Annotated in this window: 15 protein-coding genes; 11 read left to right on the top strand and 4 right to left on the bottom strand. The window is 61.8% G+C overall.

The features are described from left to right. Positions 1-173 precede the first annotated feature (173 nt). The 9 genes from AB4O09_RS23910 (at position 174) to pcaC (ending at position 8,439) form a co-directional block, all read left to right on the top strand. Complete coding sequence (locus tag AB4O09_RS23910) at positions 174-1,034, top strand: CoA transferase subunit A (protein WP_003198638.1); 861 nt, start codon at positions 174-176, stop codon at positions 1,032-1,034. After that, complete coding sequence (locus tag AB4O09_RS23905) at positions 1,031-1,810, top strand: CoA-transferase subunit beta (protein WP_003198639.1); 780 nt, start codon at positions 1,031-1,033, stop codon at positions 1,808-1,810. The genes AB4O09_RS23910 and AB4O09_RS23905 overlap by 4 nt, the downstream gene beginning before the upstream one ends. Beyond that, on the top strand, positions 1,807-3,012 hold the full coding sequence (gene pcaF / locus AB4O09_RS23900; RefSeq protein ID WP_172681394.1) for a 3-oxoadipyl-CoA thiolase: 1,206 nt from the start codon (positions 1,807-1,809) through the stop codon (positions 3,010-3,012). Before AB4O09_RS23905 ends, pcaF begins: the two co-directional genes overlap by 4 nt. A 37-nt stretch (positions 3,013-3,049) precedes the next feature. Next, a complete protein-coding gene (gene pcaH, locus AB4O09_RS23895; protein WP_003198643.1) occupies positions 3,050-3,754 on the top strand; it encodes a protocatechuate 3,4-dioxygenase subunit beta in 705 nt (234 codons plus the stop codon). Between the two features lies 1 nt (position 3,755). Next, positions 3,756-4,322, top strand: a complete 567-nt coding sequence (gene pcaG, locus AB4O09_RS23890) for a protocatechuate 3,4-dioxygenase subunit alpha (RefSeq protein WP_053161982.1) — start codon at positions 3,756-3,758, stop codon at positions 4,320-4,322. Positions 4,323-4,518: 196 nt separating this feature from the next. Further along, on the top strand, positions 4,519-5,814 hold the full coding sequence (locus AB4O09_RS23885) for an MFS family transporter (RefSeq protein WP_003198647.1): 1,296 nt from the start codon (positions 4,519-4,521) through the stop codon (positions 5,812-5,814). A 44-nt stretch (positions 5,815-5,858) separates the two neighbouring features. Continuing rightward, positions 5,859-7,223 carry a 3-carboxy-cis,cis-muconate cycloisomerase gene (locus AB4O09_RS23880; protein WP_027912024.1) on the top strand — a complete coding sequence of 455 codons (1,365 nt, stop codon included), beginning with the start codon at positions 5,859-5,861 and terminating at the stop codon, positions 7,221-7,223. Positions 7,224-7,235: 12 nt separating this feature from the next. Beyond that, positions 7,236-8,036 (top strand): 3-oxoadipate enol-lactonase, encoded by an 801-nt coding sequence (gene pcaD / locus AB4O09_RS23875; protein ID WP_013692454.1) that lies wholly within the window; start codon positions 7,236-7,238, stop codon positions 8,034-8,036. 10 nt (positions 8,037-8,046) lie between these two features. Continuing rightward, on the top strand, positions 8,047-8,439 hold the full coding sequence (gene pcaC, locus AB4O09_RS23870) for a 4-carboxymuconolactone decarboxylase (RefSeq protein ID WP_003198653.1): 393 nt from the start codon (positions 8,047-8,049) through the stop codon (positions 8,437-8,439). A 224-nt stretch (positions 8,440-8,663) separates the two neighbouring features. Here pcaC and AB4O09_RS23865 read toward each other — a convergent pair whose 3' ends face one another. Next, a complete protein-coding gene (locus AB4O09_RS23865) occupies positions 8,664-9,917 on the bottom strand; it encodes an OprD family porin (protein WP_039010766.1) in 1,254 nt (417 codons plus the stop codon). A gap of 1,018 nt (positions 9,918-10,935) precedes the next feature. Here AB4O09_RS23865 and AB4O09_RS23860 point away from each other — a divergent pair. Next, entirely contained in the window at positions 10,936-11,286 is a 351-nt protein-coding gene (locus tag AB4O09_RS23860; protein WP_013692456.1) for a DUF6124 family protein, read from the top strand. A 213-nt stretch (positions 11,287-11,499) separates the two neighbouring features. On the opposite strand, the gene adeC is transcribed toward AB4O09_RS23860, so the two are convergent. Genes adeC through AB4O09_RS23845 form a run of 3 tightly spaced genes read right to left on the bottom strand, consistent with a single transcriptional unit; the run spans position 11,500 to position 17,279 of the window. Then, positions 11,500-12,957, bottom strand: coding sequence for an AdeC/AdeK/OprM family multidrug efflux complex outer membrane factor (adeC, locus tag AB4O09_RS23855; RefSeq protein WP_003198658.1), 1,458 nt, complete (start codon positions 12,955-12,957; stop codon positions 11,500-11,502). Beyond that, the gene (gene emhB, locus AB4O09_RS23850; protein ID WP_003198660.1) at positions 12,954-16,118 is read right to left on the bottom strand and encodes an efflux RND transporter permease subunit EmhB; all 3,165 of its coding nucleotides are present in this window, start codon (positions 16,116-16,118) and stop codon (positions 12,954-12,956) included. The genes adeC and emhB overlap by 4 nt, the downstream gene beginning before the upstream one ends. Before the next feature lie 3 nt (positions 16,119-16,121). Beyond that, the gene (locus AB4O09_RS23845) at positions 16,122-17,279 is read right to left on the bottom strand and encodes an efflux RND transporter periplasmic adaptor subunit (protein ID WP_003198662.1); all 1,158 of its coding nucleotides are present in this window, start codon (positions 17,277-17,279) and stop codon (positions 16,122-16,124) included. 275 nt (positions 17,280-17,554) lie between these two features. Between AB4O09_RS23845 and AB4O09_RS23840 the strand changes: the two genes are divergently transcribed. Next, positions 17,555-18,187, top strand: a complete 633-nt coding sequence (locus AB4O09_RS23840) for a TetR family transcriptional regulator (RefSeq protein ID WP_003198664.1) — start codon at positions 17,555-17,557, stop codon at positions 18,185-18,187. Positions 18,188-18,267: the final 80 nt, after the last annotated feature.

Here is an 18,267-nt window from a genome sequence, read left to right as displayed (position 1 = left end):
CTGTGTGCTTGGCGAATATAGATAGCCAAACAACAATATGTTCGATAAACGAACACTCAGTCGATTATCGGATTGTTTGGCTTTTCCCCCAGGCTTAATCTTCAGTCACTCCGGCGCTTAACCTCGCGCCTTTTTTCTTCATGTCGGTCTACTGGAAAACGGGAGCCTGCCCCATGGCTGAAATCCTTTCGCTGCACGACGCGGTGAAGCAATTCGTCAACGACGGCGATACCGTCGCGCTCGAAGGCTTCACTCACTTGATTCCTACGGCGGCGGGTCATGAAATCATTCGCCAGGGAAAGAAAGACCTGACCCTGGTGCGCATGACACCTGACCTGATCTATGACCAGTTGATCGGCGCCGGTTGTGCTCGCAAGTTGATTTTCTCCTGGGGCGGCAACCCTGGCGTCGGGTCGTTGCACCGCTTGCGCGATGCCGTGGAGAAGCAGTGGCCACACCCGCTGGAGATCGAGGAACACAGCCACGCCGACCTGGCCAACGCCTACGTCGCCGGCGCCTCCGGCCTGCCGTTCGCGGTGCTGCGAGCCTACGCCGGTTCCGACCTGCCGAAGGTCAACCCACTGATCAAGAGCGTGACCTGTCCCTTCACCGGTGAAGTATTGGCCGCTGTACCTTCGGTGCGCCCGGACATCACGGTCATCCACGCCCAGAAAGCCGACCGCAAGGGCAACGTACTGCTGTGGGGCATCCTCGGTGTGCAGAAAGAAGCGGCCCTGGCCGCCAAGCGTTGCATCGTCACCGTGGAAGAAATCGTCGACGATCTGAACGCGCCGATGAACGCTTGCGTACTGCCAACCTGGGCATTGAGCGCCGTCTGCCTCGTGCCGGGTGGTGCCCATCCGTCCTACGCCCATGGCTACACCGAGCGTGACAACCGTTTCTACCAGGCGTGGGATCCGATCGCCCGGGACCGTGAGACCTTTACCGCATGGATCAACGAATACATCCATGGCACTAAAGACTTCAGTGAATTCCAGGCCAGACTGGCAGCCGCTTCGCAGGTGAAACCATGACTTACTCCACCAACGAAATGATGACCGTCGCCGCGGCGCGTCGCTTGAAGAACAATGCCGTGTGCTTCGTTGGCATCGGCCTGCCGTCGAAAGCGGCCAACCTGGCGCGGCTGACGTCGTCGCCGGACGTCGTGCTGATCTACGAATCCGGCCCGATCGGTGCCAAGCCCAGCGTACTGCCGCTGTCCATCGGCGACGGTGAGCTGGCGGAAACCGCCGATACCGTCGTACCGACCGGTGAGATTTTTCGCTACTGGCTGCAGGGCGGGCGCATTGACGTCGGTTTCCTCGGCGCAGCCCAGGTCGACCGTTTCGGCAACATCAACACAACGGTGGTGGGCGACTACCATCAGCCGAAAGTCCGCCTGCCGGGTGCCGGTGGCGCACCGGAAATCGCCGGTTCGGCCAAGAGCGTGTTGATCATCCTCAAGCAGTCGGCTCGCTCGTTTGTCGACAAGCTGGATTTCATCACTTCGGTCGGCCATGGTGAAGGCGGCGATTCGCGCAAACGTCTGGGCCTGCCCGGCGCCGGTCCCGTGGGCATCATCACCGACCTGTGCATCATGGAACCGGAAGCCGACACCCATGAGTTCGTGGTCACTGCGCTGCACCCCGGCGTGACCCGCGAGCAAGTCATTGCGGCCACCGGGTGGGCGATCCGTTTCGCCGACCAGGTGCAAACCACCGCCGAGCCGACCGAGCTGGAGCTGAGCGCACTGCGCGACCTGGAAGCTCGTACTGCGGCGGCCCACGGTCAGACACCGGGAGAAGCCTGATGCGCGACGTTTATATCTGTGATGCGATTCGAACCCCCATCGGTCGGTTTGGCGGCGGTTTGTCCGCCGTGCGCGCCGACGACCTGGCGGCCGTGCCGATCAAGGCGCTGATGGAGCGCAACCCATCGGTGGACTGGAGCGCAGTGGACGAAGTGTTTCTCGGCTGCGCCAACCAGGCCGGCGAAGACAACCGCAACGTGGCGCGCATGGCGCTGTTGCTGGCGGGCCTGCCGGAAAGCATTCCCGGCGTGACCCTCAACCGCCTTTGCGCCTCGGGCATGGACGCCATCGGTACGGCGTTCCGTGCCATCGCCAGTGGTGAGATGGAGCTGGCCATCGCCGGTGGGGTGGAGTCAATGTCCCGTGCGCCGTTTGTGATGGGCAAGGCCGACGCGGCGTTTTCCCGCAACATGAAGCTGGAAGACACCACCATCGGCTGGCGTTTCATCAACCCATTGATGAAAGCCCAGTACGGTGTGGACGCGATGCCGCAGACCGCTGATAACGTGGCTGATGACTACGCCGTGTCCCGCGCCGACCAGGACGCTTTCGCCTTGCGCAGCCAACAGCGCACGGCAGCGGCCCAGGCGGCAGGTTTTTTCGCCGAAGAAATCGTTCCGGTGCGTATCACCCACAAGAAAGGTGAAACCGTGGTCGAGCAGGATGAGCATCCTCGCGCCGATACCACGCTGGAAACCTTGAGCAAACTCAAACCGGTCAATGGTCCCGACAAAACCGTCACTGCCGGCAACGCCTCGGGTGTCAACGATGGCGCGGCTGCACTGATCCTGGCGTCGGCCGAAGCGGTAAAAAAACACGGCCTGACGCCGCGCGGCAAAGTGCTGGGCATGGCCAGTGCCGGCGTGGCGCCGCGGGTGATGGGCGTCGGGCCGGTGCCGGCGGTGCGCAAGCTCATTGAGCGCCTGGGCCTGGCGGTTGCGGATTTCGATGTGATCGAACTCAACGAAGCTTTTGCCAGCCAGGGCCTGGCGGTGTTGCGCGATTTGGGGCTGGCGGACGATGCGCCCCAGGTCAACCCGAACGGCGGAGCCATCGCCCTCGGCCATCCCCTGGGCATGAGCGGGGCGCGCTTGGTGATGACGGCGCTGCACCACTTGGAAAAGACCGGCGGCAAGAAAGGCTTGGCGACCATGTGCGTCGGCGTCGGCCAAGGGCTGGCGCTGGCGATCGAACGCGTCTGACGCGTCGTTCTACTAATAAGAATCCGAGGAACGCTGCATGACTGACAAGCCTGGTTATCGTCGCCCCCAAGCGGGCACCCAGCCGGAGTATCTGCACCCGCCGTACCAGTCCACCAACCTGCGCTCGCCGTCCAAGCCGTTGGTGTTTCTGCCTCATTCGCTGTCGGAAATTACCGGCCCGACTGTCGGTGCCGACCGCGTGCAAGAGAAGGACCACGACCTGACCGCCCAGCATGCCGGCGAGCCGCTGGGGGAGCGGATCATCATTCACGGGCGCGTGCTGGACGAGCATGGCCAGCCGGTGCCGGGCATCCTGGTGGAGATCTGGCAGGCCAACGCCGCCGGTCGCTACAACCATGACCGCGACAACCATGACGCGCCACTGGACCCGAATTTCACCGGCACCGGTCGCACCGTCACCGACGCCGACGGTTGGTATCAGTTCCAGACCATCAAGCCTGGCGCCTATCCGTGGGGCAACCATCACAATGCCTGGCGCCCGGCGCACATCCATTTCTCACTGTTCGGGCCGAGCATTCTGACGCGCCTGGTGACGCAGATGTATTTTCCGGGCGACCCGTTGCTGGAATACGACCCGATCTACAACTGCGTGCCGGACACCCGCGCCAAGGAACGCTTGATCGCCAGTTTCGACCTGGAAAAAACCGTCCCTCACTACGCCCTCGGTTACCGCTGGGACATCGTCTTGCGCGGCCGCGATGCCACGCCGATGGAGAAATAAGATGACGCTCACCGCCACCACGTCCCACACCGTTGGCCCTTACTACCACATCGGCCTGACCTGGCTGAACCGCGAAGACCTGACCGTCGCACAAACCCTCGGTCAGCGCGTGGCGATCACCGGGCATGTGGTCGACGGCAATGGCCAGTTCGTCAACGACGCGATGCTGGAAGTCTGGCAGGCCAACGCTGCCGGTAAATACGCCCACCCGGAAGACGACCAGGACAAACCCCTGGACCCGCACTTCGAAGGCTTTGGCCGGGTGCCGGTGGATGCCGAAGGGCGCTTCCGATTCACCACCATCAAGCCGGGCACTGTGCCAGGGTTGAACGGTACGACCCAGGCACCGCATCTGGTGGTGCTGGTGTTCGCTCGCGGGCTGGTCAAGCATTTGCTGACGCGTATCTATTTCGACGGCGAACAGGCCAACGAAACCGACCCGCTGCTGGCCTGCGTACCCGAGGAGCGTCGCGCCACGATCGTGAGCAAGCCCGATGCGTCGGGTGTGTATCAATGGAACGTGATCCTGCAGGGCACGGATGCCGAGACGGTGTTCTTCGATTACTGAGTGAGTCAACACTGGCGCCATCGCGGGCAAGCCTTGCTCCCACAGGGGTACACGACATGCGATGGGCAATGGCAACAACCTCTGTGGGAGCAAGGCTTGCCCGCGATAGCGTCAGTCCAGGCAATGCAATACTGTGGAACGGGACTGTTACTAAGTGTGTCTAGACTTTGTTAAGTCCCCAACGAGCGAGTAACCCATGACCACCCCAACCAGCCACTACACCGGTGAAGAACGCAGCAAGCGCATCTTCGCCATCGTCGGTGCCTCATCCGGCAACCTGGTCGAATGGTTCGACTTCTACGTCTACGCGTTCTGCGCGATTTATTTCGCGCCGGCGTTCTTCCCCTCGGACAACCCTACGGTGCAACTGGTCAACACGGCCGGTGTGTTCGCCGCCGGTTTCCTGATGCGGCCTATCGGCGGCTGGATTTTCGGCCGGGTGGCGGATCGTCACGGGCGCAAGAACTCGATGATGATCTCGGTGCTGATGATGTGCTTCGGCTCGTTGCTCATCGCCTGCCTGCCCACTTACAAGGACATCGGCGTCTGGGCGCCGCTGTTGCTGTTGTTCGCGCGTTTGCTGCAGGGCCTGTCGGTGGGTGGCGAATACGGCACCACCGCCACCTACATGAGCGAAGTCGCCCTCAAGGGCCAACGCGGCTTTTTCGCCTCGTTCCAGTACGTGACGCTGATCGGCGGGCAATTGCTGGCGGTGTCGCTGGTGGTGATCCTGCAACAGTTCCTCAGCGAAGACGAGCTGCGTGCCTATGGCTGGCGGATTCCATTCGTGGTGGGCGCCGTGGCTGCGTTGATTTCCCTGTTCCTGCGGCGCTCCCTGAAGGAAACCAGCAGCAAGGAAATGCGCGAGAACAAGGACGCCGGCAGCATTATGGCGTTGTTTCGCAATCACAAGGCCGCGTTCATCACCGTGCTGGGCTACACCGCCGGTGGTTCGCTGATTTTCTACACCTTCACCACTTACATGCAGAAATACCTGGTGAACACCGCCGGCCTGCACGCCAAGACCGCCAGCTACATCATGACCGGTGCGCTGTTCCTCTATATGTGCATGCAGCCGTTGTTCGGCATGCTGGCGGACAAGATTGGCCGGCGTAATTCCATGCTCTGGTTCGGAGCCCTGGGGGCGTTGTGCACGGTGCCGATCCTGCTGACCCTCAAAAGCATCAGCAGCCCGTTCCTGGCGTTTGTCCTGATTACGTTGGCGCTGGCGATTGTCAGTTTCTACACCTCCATCAGTGGCCTGGTGAAAGCGGAAATGTTTCCACCTGAAGTGCGGGCGCTGGGAGTAGGGTTGGCTTACGCGGTGGCCAATGCGATTTTTGGCGGCTCGGCGGAGTACGTTGCCTTGAGCCTGAAGGCCCAGGGCATGGAGAACACTTTTTACTGGTATGTCACGGTGATGATGGTGGTGGCGTTCCTGTTCAGCCTGCGCCTGCCCAAGCAGCCGGCGTATTTGCACCACGACCTTTGACCCAACCGCGCCGGCCGTGAGGCCGGCGCACCCAAGGACTGTTTATGAGCGAACGACCGGGCAATCAGCTGTTCGATGCCTACTTCACGGCTCGCGACATGCGCGAGGTGTTCTGCGATGCGGGGCGGGTCCAGGCCATGCTGGATGTCGAGGCCGCGCTGGCCCGGGCCGAGGCGCGGGTAGGGTTGATCCCCCAGGATGCGGTGGCGCCGATCGAGAACGCCTGCCGTGCCCAGTTGTACGATTTTTCGGCATTGAGCGAAGCGATTGCCAGTGCCGGCAATTCGGCGATCCCGTTGGTCAAGGCATTGGGCAAGCGCATCGCCACCGAGAGCGCCGAGGCCGAGCGCTATGTGCACCTGGGCGCGACCAGCCAGGACGTGATGGACAGCGGGCTGGTGCTGCAACTGCGCCAGGCGTTGGGCTTGATCGAGGCGGAGCTGGCGCAACTGGCCGGCACCCTGGCCCGCCAAGCCGAACGCTACGCCGCCACGCCGCTGGCCGGGCGCACCTGGTTGCAGCATGCGACGCCGGTGACCCTGGGGATGAAAATCGCCGGTTGGCTGGGGGCGATCACCCGCAGTCGCCAACGTTTGAAAGAACTCAAGCCGCGCTTGCTGGTACTGCAATTCGGCGGCGCCTCCGGAACGCTCGCCGCGTTGGGTGAGCAGGCGCTGCCTGTCGCCGAAGCCCTGGCTGCCGAGTTGCAACTGAACCTGCCGGAACAGCCGTGGCACACCCAGCGCGATCGCCTGGTGGAGTTCGGCGCGGTGCTGGGTTTGATCGCCGGTAGCCTGGGCAAGCTGGGCCGCGACATCAGCCTGTTGATGCAGACCGAAGCCGGCGAAGCGTTCGAGCCGTCGGCGCCGGGCAAGGGCGGTTCGTCGACCATGCCGCACAAACGCAACCCGGTGGGCGCGGCAGTGCTGATCGGCGCAGCGACGCGAGTACCTGGCTTGTTGTCGACGCTGTTCAGCGCCATGCCCCAGGAACACGAGCGCAGCCTGGGCCTGTGGCACGCCGAATGGGAAACCCTGCCGGAGATCTGCTGCCTGGTGTCCGGTGCCTTGCAACAGGCGCGGCTGCTGGCCGAAGGGCTGGAAGTGGACGCGGGGCGCATGGCCCGCAACCTGGAACTGACCCAGGGATTGGTGCTGGCCGAAGCGGTGAGCATCGTCCTGGCCCAGCGTGTGGGGCGCGACACGGCGCACCATCTGCTGGAGCAATGTTGCAAGCGCGCCGTGGCCGAGCAACGGCATTTGCGTGATGTGCTGGGGGATGAACCCCAGGTCACTGCGCAGCTATCCGCGACCGAGCTTGATCATCTGCTCAACCCGGCGCACTACCTCGGACAAGCCCAGACCTGGGTCGCCCGGGCCGTGGCCGAACACCTTTTCTTGAACGCCTGAAAGGAGATTGTTGTGGGATTCGTCAAACTCGCCGAGGGCGATCTGAACTATCGTTTTGATGGGCCGCAAGACGCCCCGGTGTTGGTGCTCTCCAATTCCCTGGGCACCGATCTGCACATGTGGGACGAGCAGGTTGCGGCCTTCAGCGAACACTTTCGCGTGCTGCGCTTCGACACGCGCGGACATGGCCAGTCGCTGGTGACCGAAGGCCCCTACAGCATCGAACAACTGGGCCGCGATGTGCTGGCGATGCTTGATCAGTTGAACCTCGACAAGGTGCATTTCTGTGGCTTGTCCATGGGCGGGTTGATCGGCCAGTGGCTGGGGATCAATGCCGGCGAGCGTCTGCACAAACTGGTGGTGTGCAACACCGCGGCCAAGATCGGCGATCCGTCGGGGTGGAACCCGCGCATCGAAACCGTGCTGCGTGACGGCAAGGCGGCGATGGTGGCGTTGCGCGATGCCTCGATTGCCCGTTGGTTTACCCCTGACTTTGCCGAGGCCCAGCCTGCGACGGCAAAAAAAATCACCGACATGCTCGCCGCCACTTCGCCCCAGGGCTATGCGGCCAACTGTGCGGCGGTGCGTGATGCCGATTTCCGCGAGCAGTTGTCGTCGATTCGCGTCCCGTTGCTGGTGATCGCCGGCACCGAAGATGCCGTGACGCCGCCGTCGGGTGGGCACTTCATCCAGGAGCGGGTCCGTGGGGCCGAGTACGCCGAGTTCTACGCCGCGCACCTGTCCAACGTCCAGGCCGGTGCCGCGTTCAGCGCGCGGGTGTTGGATTTCCTGCTCGATTCTGGCCGTGCCTGAGGAGTTTTTTGTGGACGAGAAACAACGTTACGACGAAGGCATGCAAGTACGCCGCGCGGTCCTGGGCGATGCCCACGTCGATCGCAGCCTCAGTGCCCTGACCGAGTTCAACAGCGAATTCCAGGAGATGATCACCCGCCACGCCTGGGGTGATATCTGGACCCGCCCGGGCCTGCCGCGCCACACCCGCAGCCTGATTACCATTGCCATGCTGATCGGCATGAACCGCAACGAAGAACTCAAGCTGCACCTGCGCGCCGCCGCCAACAACGGCGTGAGCCGCAGCGAGATCAAGGAAGTGATCATGCAGAGCGCCATCTACTGCGGCATCCCGGCGGCCAACGCGACCTTCCACCTGGCCGAATCCGTCTGGGATGAACTGGGCGTCGAATCGCGGGTTTGAGAACCACCGCCGATCCCTGTGGGAGTCAATACTGTGGGAGCAAAGCTTGCTCGCGATGCAATGCCACACTCACCAGAAATGCCACAGACCCACCGCTATCGCGAGCAAGCTTTGCTCCCACACGGGATCTTCAGTGAGCACTGATTTTGTGCTCGGCACCGATTCCTTGTGGGAGCGAGCCTGCTCGCGATGACGGTGGTACTGCCTCCCTCCATGTTGGGTTTTTACAGCAGGCTGATCGGATAGCTGATGATCAACCTGTTCTCATCGAACTCATTGGTGCTGTAATCCCGACGCATCGTCGAGTTGCGCCACTTCACATTGAGGCTCTTCAGCGCGCCGCTCTGCACGGTATAGGCCAGCTCACTTTCACGGCCCCATTCCTTGCCGTCATCAACGGTGGCGGTGTGCACGTTGTCACCGCTGATGTAGCGGTTCATCAGGGTCAGGCCCGGCACGCCGACAGCGGCGAAGTTGAAGTCGTGGCGCACTTGCCAGGATTTTTCCTTGGCGTTGTCGTAGCTGGAGTTGTAGCTGTCGTTGGCCAGGGTGCCGCCGCTGGTGCCGTTGACGCGCATCCAGGCATCATCGCCGCCGACTTTCTGCAGGCCGACGTAGAAAGTGTTGCCGCCGTATTTGGCCGAAAGCATGGCGAACGCGGTTTTGTTGTCCAGGTCGCCGGCCAGGGCGCTGCCGTCTTCCTTGCCGATGAAGTAGCCGAGGTTGGCGCCCAGGGTCCAGTCGCCGATGGGCTGGCTGTGGGTCAGGTTGAAATATTGTTGCTGGTAGATGTCGGACAGTTCCGAGTACCAGACGCCGACCTGGGTGCGTTTTTCGTTGAAGGCGTATTCACCGCCGCCGAAGTTGAAACGGTCGGAGGTGAACGCACCGCGGCCGTTCATCGACATGTCTTCCATGCTCGCGTCGTTGCGCGGGCTGTTGGCGCGGAACTGGCCGCCGTAGAGAGTCAGGCCGCTGATTTCGGTGGAGGTCACTTGGCCGCCACGGAAGGTTTGCGGCAGGGAACGGCCATCGTCGGAACGCAGGATCGGCAGTACCGGCATCCACTCACCGACTTTCAGTTCGGTCTTCGACACCTTGGCCTTGAGGGCGACACCCAGGCGACCGAAGTCATCGGCGGGGCGCCCGTCATCATGCACCGGCAGCAGTTGCGTACCGGCCGTGCCACGACCGCCGTCGAGCTTGACCGAGTACAGGCCCAGCACGTCCACGCCGAAACCGACCACGCCCTGGGTGAAGCCGGACTTGGCGTCGAGGATGAAACTCTGGGTCCATTCCTCGGCTTTGCCTTGGGCATTGTTCGGGTTGGTGAAGTTGCGGTTGATGTAGAAGTTGCGCAGATTGAGGTTGACCTTGGCATCCTCGACAAACCCCGACTCCGCGGCCAGGACGGGCAGGGCGGCGCTGGTCAGGGCGACGGCGATGAGGCTGGGGAAAAGGTGCTGTGTGGGCTTCATGGGTGTTGTCTCTATTTTTTATGGACGAAGCGAGTTGTTGCCGCACGTTTGAGGTGCAGGCGCTAAGGGTGGAGCCAGGGGCATCAGGGCGATCGGGGATCAGCCGGGTGAGGCGGGGCGTAGGGGCATGGCGTCGAACCTGTTGTTATTGGTTTTGTGCGAGCGATGGTGAAGGGCCGCCCGGGATTGGTTCAATTGCCGTTTGCGGGTTTTGGGCGATTATCGAACGGCAAAACAACTGATTGGATGGACGCATTCCACTGTGGGAGCGAGCTTGCTCGCGATGGCGGCCTAACAGACGACCGGGTTCTGGCAGCTGTACTTCGACCCAACTGTGGGAGCGACCTGCTCGCGAAAGCGGCCTGACAACCGACCTAGCTCTGGCGGCTGTACTTCAATCCAAGTGTGGGAGCGAGCTTGCTCGCGAAGGCGGTATCACAGTCGGTGGAGATGTTGAATTTGCCGGCCTCTTCGCGAGCAAGCCCGCTCCCACAGGAGGAACGCGGTCCCACCAAGAACCAGGTCGGCTACCAGGCCGCCTCGTGGTGGACGTTGATCTCGGGCGCCCCGTTAACCACGATGGCCCTTCGCGGCGGCCCACGGAGCAATGCCTTCGTTCAGGCATGCCGAGCCTAGGCGAGGCACCGAGTGGTGGGGCAGGAGCGTTTTGTTTACTTTTGACTGGGCCGGCTTCCGGGCTTCTCAAAAGTGAGCCGCCGTCAGGGCGGAACCCTAAGCCGCCGTGACCGCAGCAATGGATATGTACCCGATCAACAGAATCTTGGCCAGCCGTAAGGCCGCCATCGCGGGCAAGCCTTGCTCCCACAGGATTTGTGGCCGGTCTGACAGACGCGGCGACTTTTCCGACGAGGTTTTAAGGTTGCTGCTCGGAAGCGGTATCTCTAGCTTGTTCGTGTCGCTGCCCATTCAGCGACCGGGACTGCAAGCCCGCCGAATTCGTTAGGCGCCAGCGCCCGGACCTAATGTCTCGGGCTCCAATTGATGCAGGAGCGCCGTTATGAAAAAACATCATCCTTCTTCGCCATCAGAGAGCACCTTCCCCTACAACGACCCCGATCCAGAAAAGCTCAAAGAGGCCGCAGACCGAGCACTCGATTACCATCTGGGCACCCACCCTGATCCCAAGCCAAAAACCTCAACTCAAGTTTTCACCGTCATCGATACCCTCGACACCGAATGTCTACTGGCGAACCTCAGCGAAACCCTGGCCTCGGCCAGTGCCATGGTCAACGACCTGGCGTTCGACCTGAAAGGCTCTCGGCGGCATGTCGCGCTAGGCGTGGCGCAGATGATTGACTTGAGTGAGTTGTTGGCCAATCGAGCGCTGGATCTCGTCGACCCGCGTTAACCAAGTGTGGCGAGGGGATTTAGCGAAGCGTCGCATCGCCCCGCTGGGCTGTGGGAGCAAAGCTTGCTCGCGAAACAGGCGCCTCGGCTCCTGAAAGCCCGCATCGCCTTCATCGCGGGCAAGCCTTGCTCCCACATAGGCCAGCGTTAAAGCGCACACAAACAAAAAGCCCACCTTTCGGTGGGCTTCGTGTTTCAGTCTTCAGGCATCAAATCAGAACAACTTCATCTTCGGCGCTTCTTCTTTCACCGGTTCGTTCTTGCCCGTCTCGGCATTCCAACCACCGCCCAATGCCTTGTACAGATTGACCTCACTGGTCAGTTGCGCAAGACGGTCAGTGATCAGCGACTGTTGCGCGCTGAACAACTGGCGTTGGGCGTCGAGGAAGGTCAGGTTGCTGTCGACGCCGATGCGATAGCGACGCTCGGCCAGGCGGTAGTAATCCTGGTTGGCGGCGACGAAGTCGGTCTGGGCCTGCAACTGTTCGTTATAGGTCTGGCGCGCGGCCAGGCCGTCGGAGACTTCCTGGAACGCCGTCTGAATCGACTTCTCGTACTGCGCGACGTTGATGTCTTTCTGGATCTTGGCGTAGTCCAGGCTCGCACGCAGACTGCCGGCGTTGAAGATCGGCAGGTTGATTTGCGGCGCGAAGGTCCAGGTGCCCGAACCACCCTTGAACAGGCCGGACAGGTCCGGGCTCAGGGTGCCGGCGTTGGCCGTCAGGCTGATGCTCGGGAAGAACGCGGCCCGCGCGGCGCCGATGTTGGCGTTGGCGGCCAGCAGGTTGCGTTCGGCCTGGAGGATGTCCGGACGACGTTGCAGCAGGTCCGACGGCAGCCCGGCCGGCACTTCGCTGAGCAGGTCATCGTTCAACGGTTGCGAGCTCAGGTTCGCCGGCAGGCCGGTGCCCAGCAGCAGGGTCAGGCTGTTTTCGTCCTGTGCGACCTGGCGGGTGTAGCGGGCCAGTTGCACACGGGCGTTTTCCACGGCGGTGCGCGCCTGGCTCAGGTCCAGGGCCGAGGACACGCCGACTTCGGCGCTGCGCGAGGTCAGCTTGAAGCTTTGCTCGTAGGCTCCGAGGGTTTCCTGGGTCAGCTTGAGCAGTTCCTTGTCGGCTTGCCAGGTCAGGTAGGCATTGGCGACGTTGGCCACCAGGCTGATCTGGGTGCTGCGACGGGCTTCTTCGGTGGCGAAGTAGCTTTGCAGCGCTTGCTCGCTCAGGCTGCGAACCCGACCGAACAGGTCCAGTTCATAGGCGCTGATGCCCAGGGTGGCCGAGTAGGAGCTGCTGATGGCCGCTTCACCGCTTTGCGAAGCCCGTGCCGGTACCCGCTGGCGGCTGCCGGAGCCGGTGGCCGAGACCGCCGGGAAGAGGTCCGCGCGCTGGATGCGGTATTGCGCGGCATAGGCATCGATGTTCAGTGCCGCGACGCGCAGGTCGCGGTTGTTTTCCAGCGCGACCTGGATCAGCTGTTGCAGGGTCGGATCATGGAAAAACTGCTTCCAGCCTTGCTCGGCGGCGGCCTGGCCGGGCGCATTGGCCGCCTCGTAGGCCGGCCCTTGCGGGTATTGCGCCGCGACCGGTGTTTCGGGCCGCTGATAGTCGGGGATCAGCGAGCAACCGCTGAGCACGACGGCGGCGATGGTCAGGGAGAGTAGCGACTTGCTCATTGGCCAGCCTCTTTAGAAGTTTCAGGAGTGTCGTCCTGGTCGATAGGTTTGCGACGACCCATTGACGACACCGTCACGAAGAACAATGGCACCCAGAAGATTGCCAGGATGGTAGCGGTGAGCATACCGCCAATCACGCCGGTACCGATGGCGTGCTGGCTGCCCGAACCGGCACCGGTGGAGATGGCCAACGGGACTACCCCGAGGATGAATGCCAGCGACGTCATGATGATCGGCCGCAGACGCATCCTGCAGGCTTCGATCGCGGCTTCCATCAGCGTGCGGCCCTGCTCATGAAGTTCCTTGGCAAACTCGACGATCAGAATGGCGTTTTTCGCCGCCAAACCGATGGTTGTCAACAAGCCCACCTGGAAGTACACGTCGTTGGACAGGCCGCGCAGGCTGGTCGCCATCAGGGCACCGATGATCCCCAGCGGCACCACGAGCATGACCGCGATCGGAATCGACCAGCTTTCATACAGCGCCGCCAGGCACAGGAACACCATCAGCAGCGACAGGGCGTACAACGCAGGTGCCTGGGAGCCCGACAGGCGCTCCTCGTAGGACAGGCCCGTCCAGGAAATACCAACCCCGGCCGGCAGCTTCTTGGCGATGGCTTCGACTTCGGCCATGGCTTCGCCAGTGGAGTAACCCGGGGCGGGGGCGCCAAGTATTTCCATCGCTTCCACGCCGTTGTATCGGGCCAGTTTCGGCGAGCCATAGACCCACTCGCCCTTGGCGAATGCCGTGAACGGCACCATGGTCCCGGCGCTGTTGCGCACGTACCATTTCTTCAGGTCTTCCGGGCTCATGCGAGCGCCGGGTTGACCCTGTACATACACCTTCTTCACCCGACCACGGTCGATGAAGTCGTTCACGTAGCTACTGCCCAGGGCAATCGACAGGGTGTTGTTGATGTCCGACAAGGTGATGCCCAGCGCGCTGGCCTTCTCGTCATCGATTTCCAGTTGGTATTGCGGCTCGTCGTTCAGGCCGTTTGGACGCACCTGGGACAGGATCTTGCTTTGGGATGCCATTCCCAGGAACTGGTTACGGGCTTGCATCAACTTATCGTGGCCAATGCCGGCACGGTCCTGCAGGAACACGTCGAAACCAGTGGCGTTACCCAGCTCCAGTACCGCTGGCGGAGCAAAGGCGAACACCATCGCATCACGGAACGTGAAGAAGTGCTGCTGGGCGCGGGCCGCGAGTTTGAACACGCTGTTGTCGGCGTTACGCTCTTCCCATGGCTTGAGCATGATGAACGCCATGCCGGAGCTCTGGCCACGACCGGCGAAGTTGAAGCCGGTCACGGTAAATACCGAGGCCACCGCATCGCCTTCACCGCCGTCCTTGCTGGGGCGCAACAGGAACTCGCGCATCTTGTCCACCACCACCTGGGTACGCTCGGCACTGGAGCCCGCCGGCGTTTGTACCTGGGCAAACAGTACGCCCTGGTCTTCTTCGGGCAGGAACGCAGTCGGGATGCGGGTGAACAGCCAGATCATGCCAACCACGATGAGCACGTAGGCCAGCAGGTACGGGGCCTTGTGCTTGAGCATATTGCCCACACCACGCTCGTAGCTGCGCACGCCGCGGTCGAAGTTGCGGTTGAACCAGCCGAAGAAGCCGCGTTTCGGCGTGCCGTGCTCACCCTTGGGGATCGCCTTGAGCATGGTGGCGCACAGGGCCGGGGTGAAGATCAAGGCCACCATGACCGACAAGGCCATGGCCGAGACGATGGTGATGGAGAACTGCTTGTAGATCACCCCCGTGGAGCCACTGAAGAACGCCATCGGCAGCAGTACCGCCGAAAGCACCAGGGCGATACCTACCAGGGCGCCCTGGATCTGGCCCATGGATTTCTTGGTGGCTTCCTTGGGTGACAGGCCTTCTTCGCTCATCACCCGTTCGACGTTTTCCACCACGACGATGGCGTCGTCCACCAGCAAGCCGATGGCCAGCACCATGCCGAACATGGTCAGGGTGTTGATGCTGAAGCCGAACGCCGCGAGGATCCCGAAGGTACCCAGCAACACCACCGGCACCGTCATCGTGGTGATGATGGTCGCGCGGAAGTTCTGCAGGAACAGGAACATCACCAGGAACACCAGCACGACCGCTTCGACCAGGGTTTCAACCACACCCTTGATCGATTCGCTCACCACCGGCGTGGTGTCGTACGGGAACACCACTTCCACGCCTTGCGGGAAGAACGGCTTGAGGTCGTCGATGGTCTTGCGCAGGGCCTTGGCCGTGTCGAGGGCGTTGGCACCGTTGGCCAGTTTTACCGCCAGGCCCGACGCCGGGGCGCCGTTGAACTGGGCGCTGACGCTGTAGTTCTCACCACCCAGACCCACTTCGGCAACATCGCCGACGCGCACTTGCGAGCCGTCCGGGTTGACCTTGAGCAGAATCGCCTTGAACTGCTCGGCGGTCTGCAAACGAGTCTTGCCGATGATGGTGGCGTTCAGTTGCTGGCCGGGCAGGGCAGGCAAGCCGCCGAGTTGGCCGGACGAGATCTGGACGTTTTGCGCGGCAATGGCGTTTTTGACGTCCACCGGAGTCAGGTTGAAATTGTTCAGCTTGGCCGGGTCGAGCCAGATGCGCATGGCGTACTGGGCACCGAAGACCTGGAAGTCACCGACACCGGCGGTACGCGAGATAGGGTCTTGCAGGTTGGAAACGATGTAGTTGGCCAAGTCGTCCTTGGTCATGCTGCCGTCGCGCGACACCACGCCGATGACCATCAGGAAGTTCTTCACGGCCTTGGTCACGCGGATACCCTGCTGCTGCACTTCTTGCGGCAGCAGCGGGGTGGCCAGGTTCAGCTTGTTCTGGACCTGGACCTGCGCCGTATCGGAGCTGGTGCCCTGTTCGAAGGTCGCGGTGATGGTCATGCTGCCGTCGGAGTTACTTTCCGAGGACACATAACGCAGGTTGTCGATGCCGTTGAGTTGCTGCTCGATGACCTGCACCACGGTGTCTTGCACGGTTTGCGCGGACGCACCCGGGTAGGTCACCTGGATCGCAATGGCCGGTGGCGCGATACTCGGGTACTGGTTGATCGGCAATTTGAGGATCGATAGAGCCCCGACCAGCATGATCACCAAGGCAATTACCCAGGCGAAAATCGGACGGTCGATAAAAAATTTCGACATGGTTTACTCCCCTTTGCCGCCGGCTGCTTTATCAGCTGCCTGAGCGGGGGCCGGGTTCTTGGCATCGACATTGGTGGCTTCGGTGGCTTTGACTTCCACTCCGGGCCGTACGTATTGCAACCCTTCGGTGATCAGGCGGTCGCCGGCCTTGAGCCCATCTTCGATCAGCCACTGGCTGCCGACGGTGCGACTGGCCTTGAGCTGACGCAGCTCGACCTTGTTGTCCGGGCCCACCACCAGGGCAGTCGGCATGCCTTTGAGGTCGCGGGTCACGCCTTGTTGCGGGGCGAGGATCGCCGCGCTGTTCACGCCGGCCTGCAGTTGTGCATGGACGAACATGCCCGGCAGCAGGGTGTGGTCAGGGTTGGGGAATACGGCGCGCAAGGTCACCGAACCGGTGGTCTGGTCGACCGACACTTCGGAAAATTCCAGCTTGCCTTCGTGTGGGTATTGGCTGCCGTCTTCCAGGGTCAGCTTGACCATGGCTGCATTGTCACCGGCCTTCTGCAAACGACCACTCTGCAGCTCGCGGCGCAGTTGCAGCAGCTCGACCGAGCTCTGCGTCACGTCGACGTAGATCGGGTCCAGTTGCTGGATGGTCGCCAGGGCGTCGGTCTGACCATTGCTTACCAATGCGCCTTCGGTCACCGAGGAACGCCCGATACGGCCGGAGATCGGCGCGTAGACCTTGGTGTAGCGCACATTGATCTGGGCGGTCTGCAGGTTGGCTTCCGACTCCAGGCGGTTGGCCACGGCGGTGTCGTATTCCTGACGGCTCACCGCCTGTTCGTCCACCAGTTGCTTGTAGCGGTCGGCAATCGACTTGGTGGAACGCAGGTTGGCCTCGGCGCTCTTGAGGGTCGCTTCATAGACGGCCGGGTCGATCTGGTACAACTGCTGGCCGGCCTTGACGTCGGCGCCTTCCTTGAACAGGCGCTTGAGAATGATGCCGTTGACCTGCGGACGTACTTCCGCGACGCGGAACGCGCTGGTGCGCCCCGGAAGCTCCGACGTCAGGGTGAAAGGCTGGGTCTTGAGGGTTACGACGCCGACCTGAGGAGGCGGAGGAGCAGGTGCAGCCTCTTCCTTTTTGCATCCGCTGAGCAGCGATGCCAGGGCGATGGCAGTAACCAGGGCAGTAACAGCTGGCTTGAATTGCATGGAAATCCTCGGGTCCAGGCGCGCAACTGGCGCACTCGAAAGGTGGAAAGGTAAAAGGCGCACTATTTCAATTAGTAGGATGCTAAGAAATATACTTACGTACACGGTTGTTTGTAAACAGCCAAATTGCGTAATATCCGGATTTACAAAAGCCTGACAAAGGCCAGCGTAGATCGGGGACGCGTTCCAAGAGACGTCGCCTCATATTTTGTCCAACTGATTCTTACGCATTGCTGACGCGTTGCTGACGCATCCTGATTGAGGTGTTTACTGCCATGGTCCGTCGTACCAAAGAGGAAGCCCAGGAGACTCGCAGCCAGATACTCGAAGCCGCCGAAAGGGCGTTTTTCGAGCGAGGCGTGGCGCGTACGACCCTGGCCGACATCGCGACACTGGCCGGAGTGACGCGCGGCGCCATCTATTGGCACTTCAGCAACAAGGCGGACCTGCTCCAGGCCATGCTCGATACCCTGCACGAGCCGCTCGATGAGTTGGCCCGTGCCAGTGAGAATGAAGAGGAGCTTGATCCGCTGGGCTGTATTCGCAAGCTGCTGGTACGGTTGTTCCAGCAGGTGGCCCTGGACCCGAAAACCCGGCGCATTAATGAGATTCTGTTCCATAAGTGTGAATTCACCGATGAAATGTGCGATTTGCGCCAGCAGCGACGCGAGGTCAGCCTCGACTGCAATGTGCGCATCGCCCTGTCGTTGCGCAATGCGATGAAACGCGGCCAGTTGCCGGATGATCTGGATCCCGAAAGGGCGGCAGTTGCCATTCATGCCTACATCGACGGCATCTTGTACCAATGGCTACTGGCCCCCGACAGCTTCGCCCTGGCGGCTGAGGCCGAGCGCTGGGTGGAGATCGGGCTGGACATGCTGCACTTGAGCCCTAGCCTGCGCAAATGAAACAAAATGCGTAATTGCGTCGGTTTGTGTCAATACGTCCACGTAAGGATGCTTTTATAAACCGACACTGGCGCGGTTGA

The sequence above is a fragment of the Pseudomonas sp. H1_F01 genome, from assembly GCF_054681425.1.
Note: the sequence above shows the minus strand (reverse complement) of the source record. Positions and strands in the feature narration are given on the sequence as shown.

What these genes read in the sequence shown, in the direction of transcription:
- AB4O09_RS23840 (WP_003198664.1), top strand. Translation starts at nt 17,555, where the DNA reads ATGGTCCGTCGTACCAAAGAGGAAGCCCAGGAGACTCGCAGCCAGATA.
- emhB (WP_003198660.1), bottom strand. Translation starts at nt 16,118, where the DNA reads ATGTCGAAATTTTTTATCGACCGTCCGATTTTCGCCTGGGTAATTGCC.
- AB4O09_RS23885 (WP_003198647.1), top strand. Translation starts at nt 4,519, where the DNA reads ATGACCACCCCAACCAGCCACTACACCGGTGAAGAACGCAGCAAGCGC.
- AB4O09_RS23905 (WP_003198639.1), top strand. Translation starts at nt 1,031, where the DNA reads ATGACTTACTCCACCAACGAAATGATGACCGTCGCCGCGGCGCGTCGC.
- AB4O09_RS23860 (WP_013692456.1), top strand. Translation starts at nt 10,936, where the DNA reads ATGAAAAAACATCATCCTTCTTCGCCATCAGAGAGCACCTTCCCCTAC.
- pcaH (WP_003198643.1), top strand. Translation starts at nt 3,050, where the DNA reads ATGACTGACAAGCCTGGTTATCGTCGCCCCCAAGCGGGCACCCAGCCG.
- AB4O09_RS23845 (WP_003198662.1), bottom strand. Translation starts at nt 17,279, where the DNA reads ATGCAATTCAAGCCAGCTGTTACTGCCCTGGTTACTGCCATCGCCCTG.
- pcaG (WP_053161982.1), top strand. Translation starts at nt 3,756, where the DNA reads ATGACGCTCACCGCCACCACGTCCCACACCGTTGGCCCTTACTACCAC.
- adeC (WP_003198658.1), bottom strand. Translation starts at nt 12,957, where the DNA reads ATGAGCAAGTCGCTACTCTCCCTGACCATCGCCGCCGTCGTGCTCAGC.
- AB4O09_RS23880 (WP_027912024.1), top strand. Translation starts at nt 5,859, where the DNA reads ATGAGCGAACGACCGGGCAATCAGCTGTTCGATGCCTACTTCACGGCT.
- AB4O09_RS23910 (WP_003198638.1), top strand. Translation starts at nt 174, where the DNA reads ATGGCTGAAATCCTTTCGCTGCACGACGCGGTGAAGCAATTCGTCAAC.
- AB4O09_RS23865 (WP_039010766.1), bottom strand. Translation starts at nt 9,917, where the DNA reads ATGAAGCCCACACAGCACCTTTTCCCCAGCCTCATCGCCGTCGCCCTG.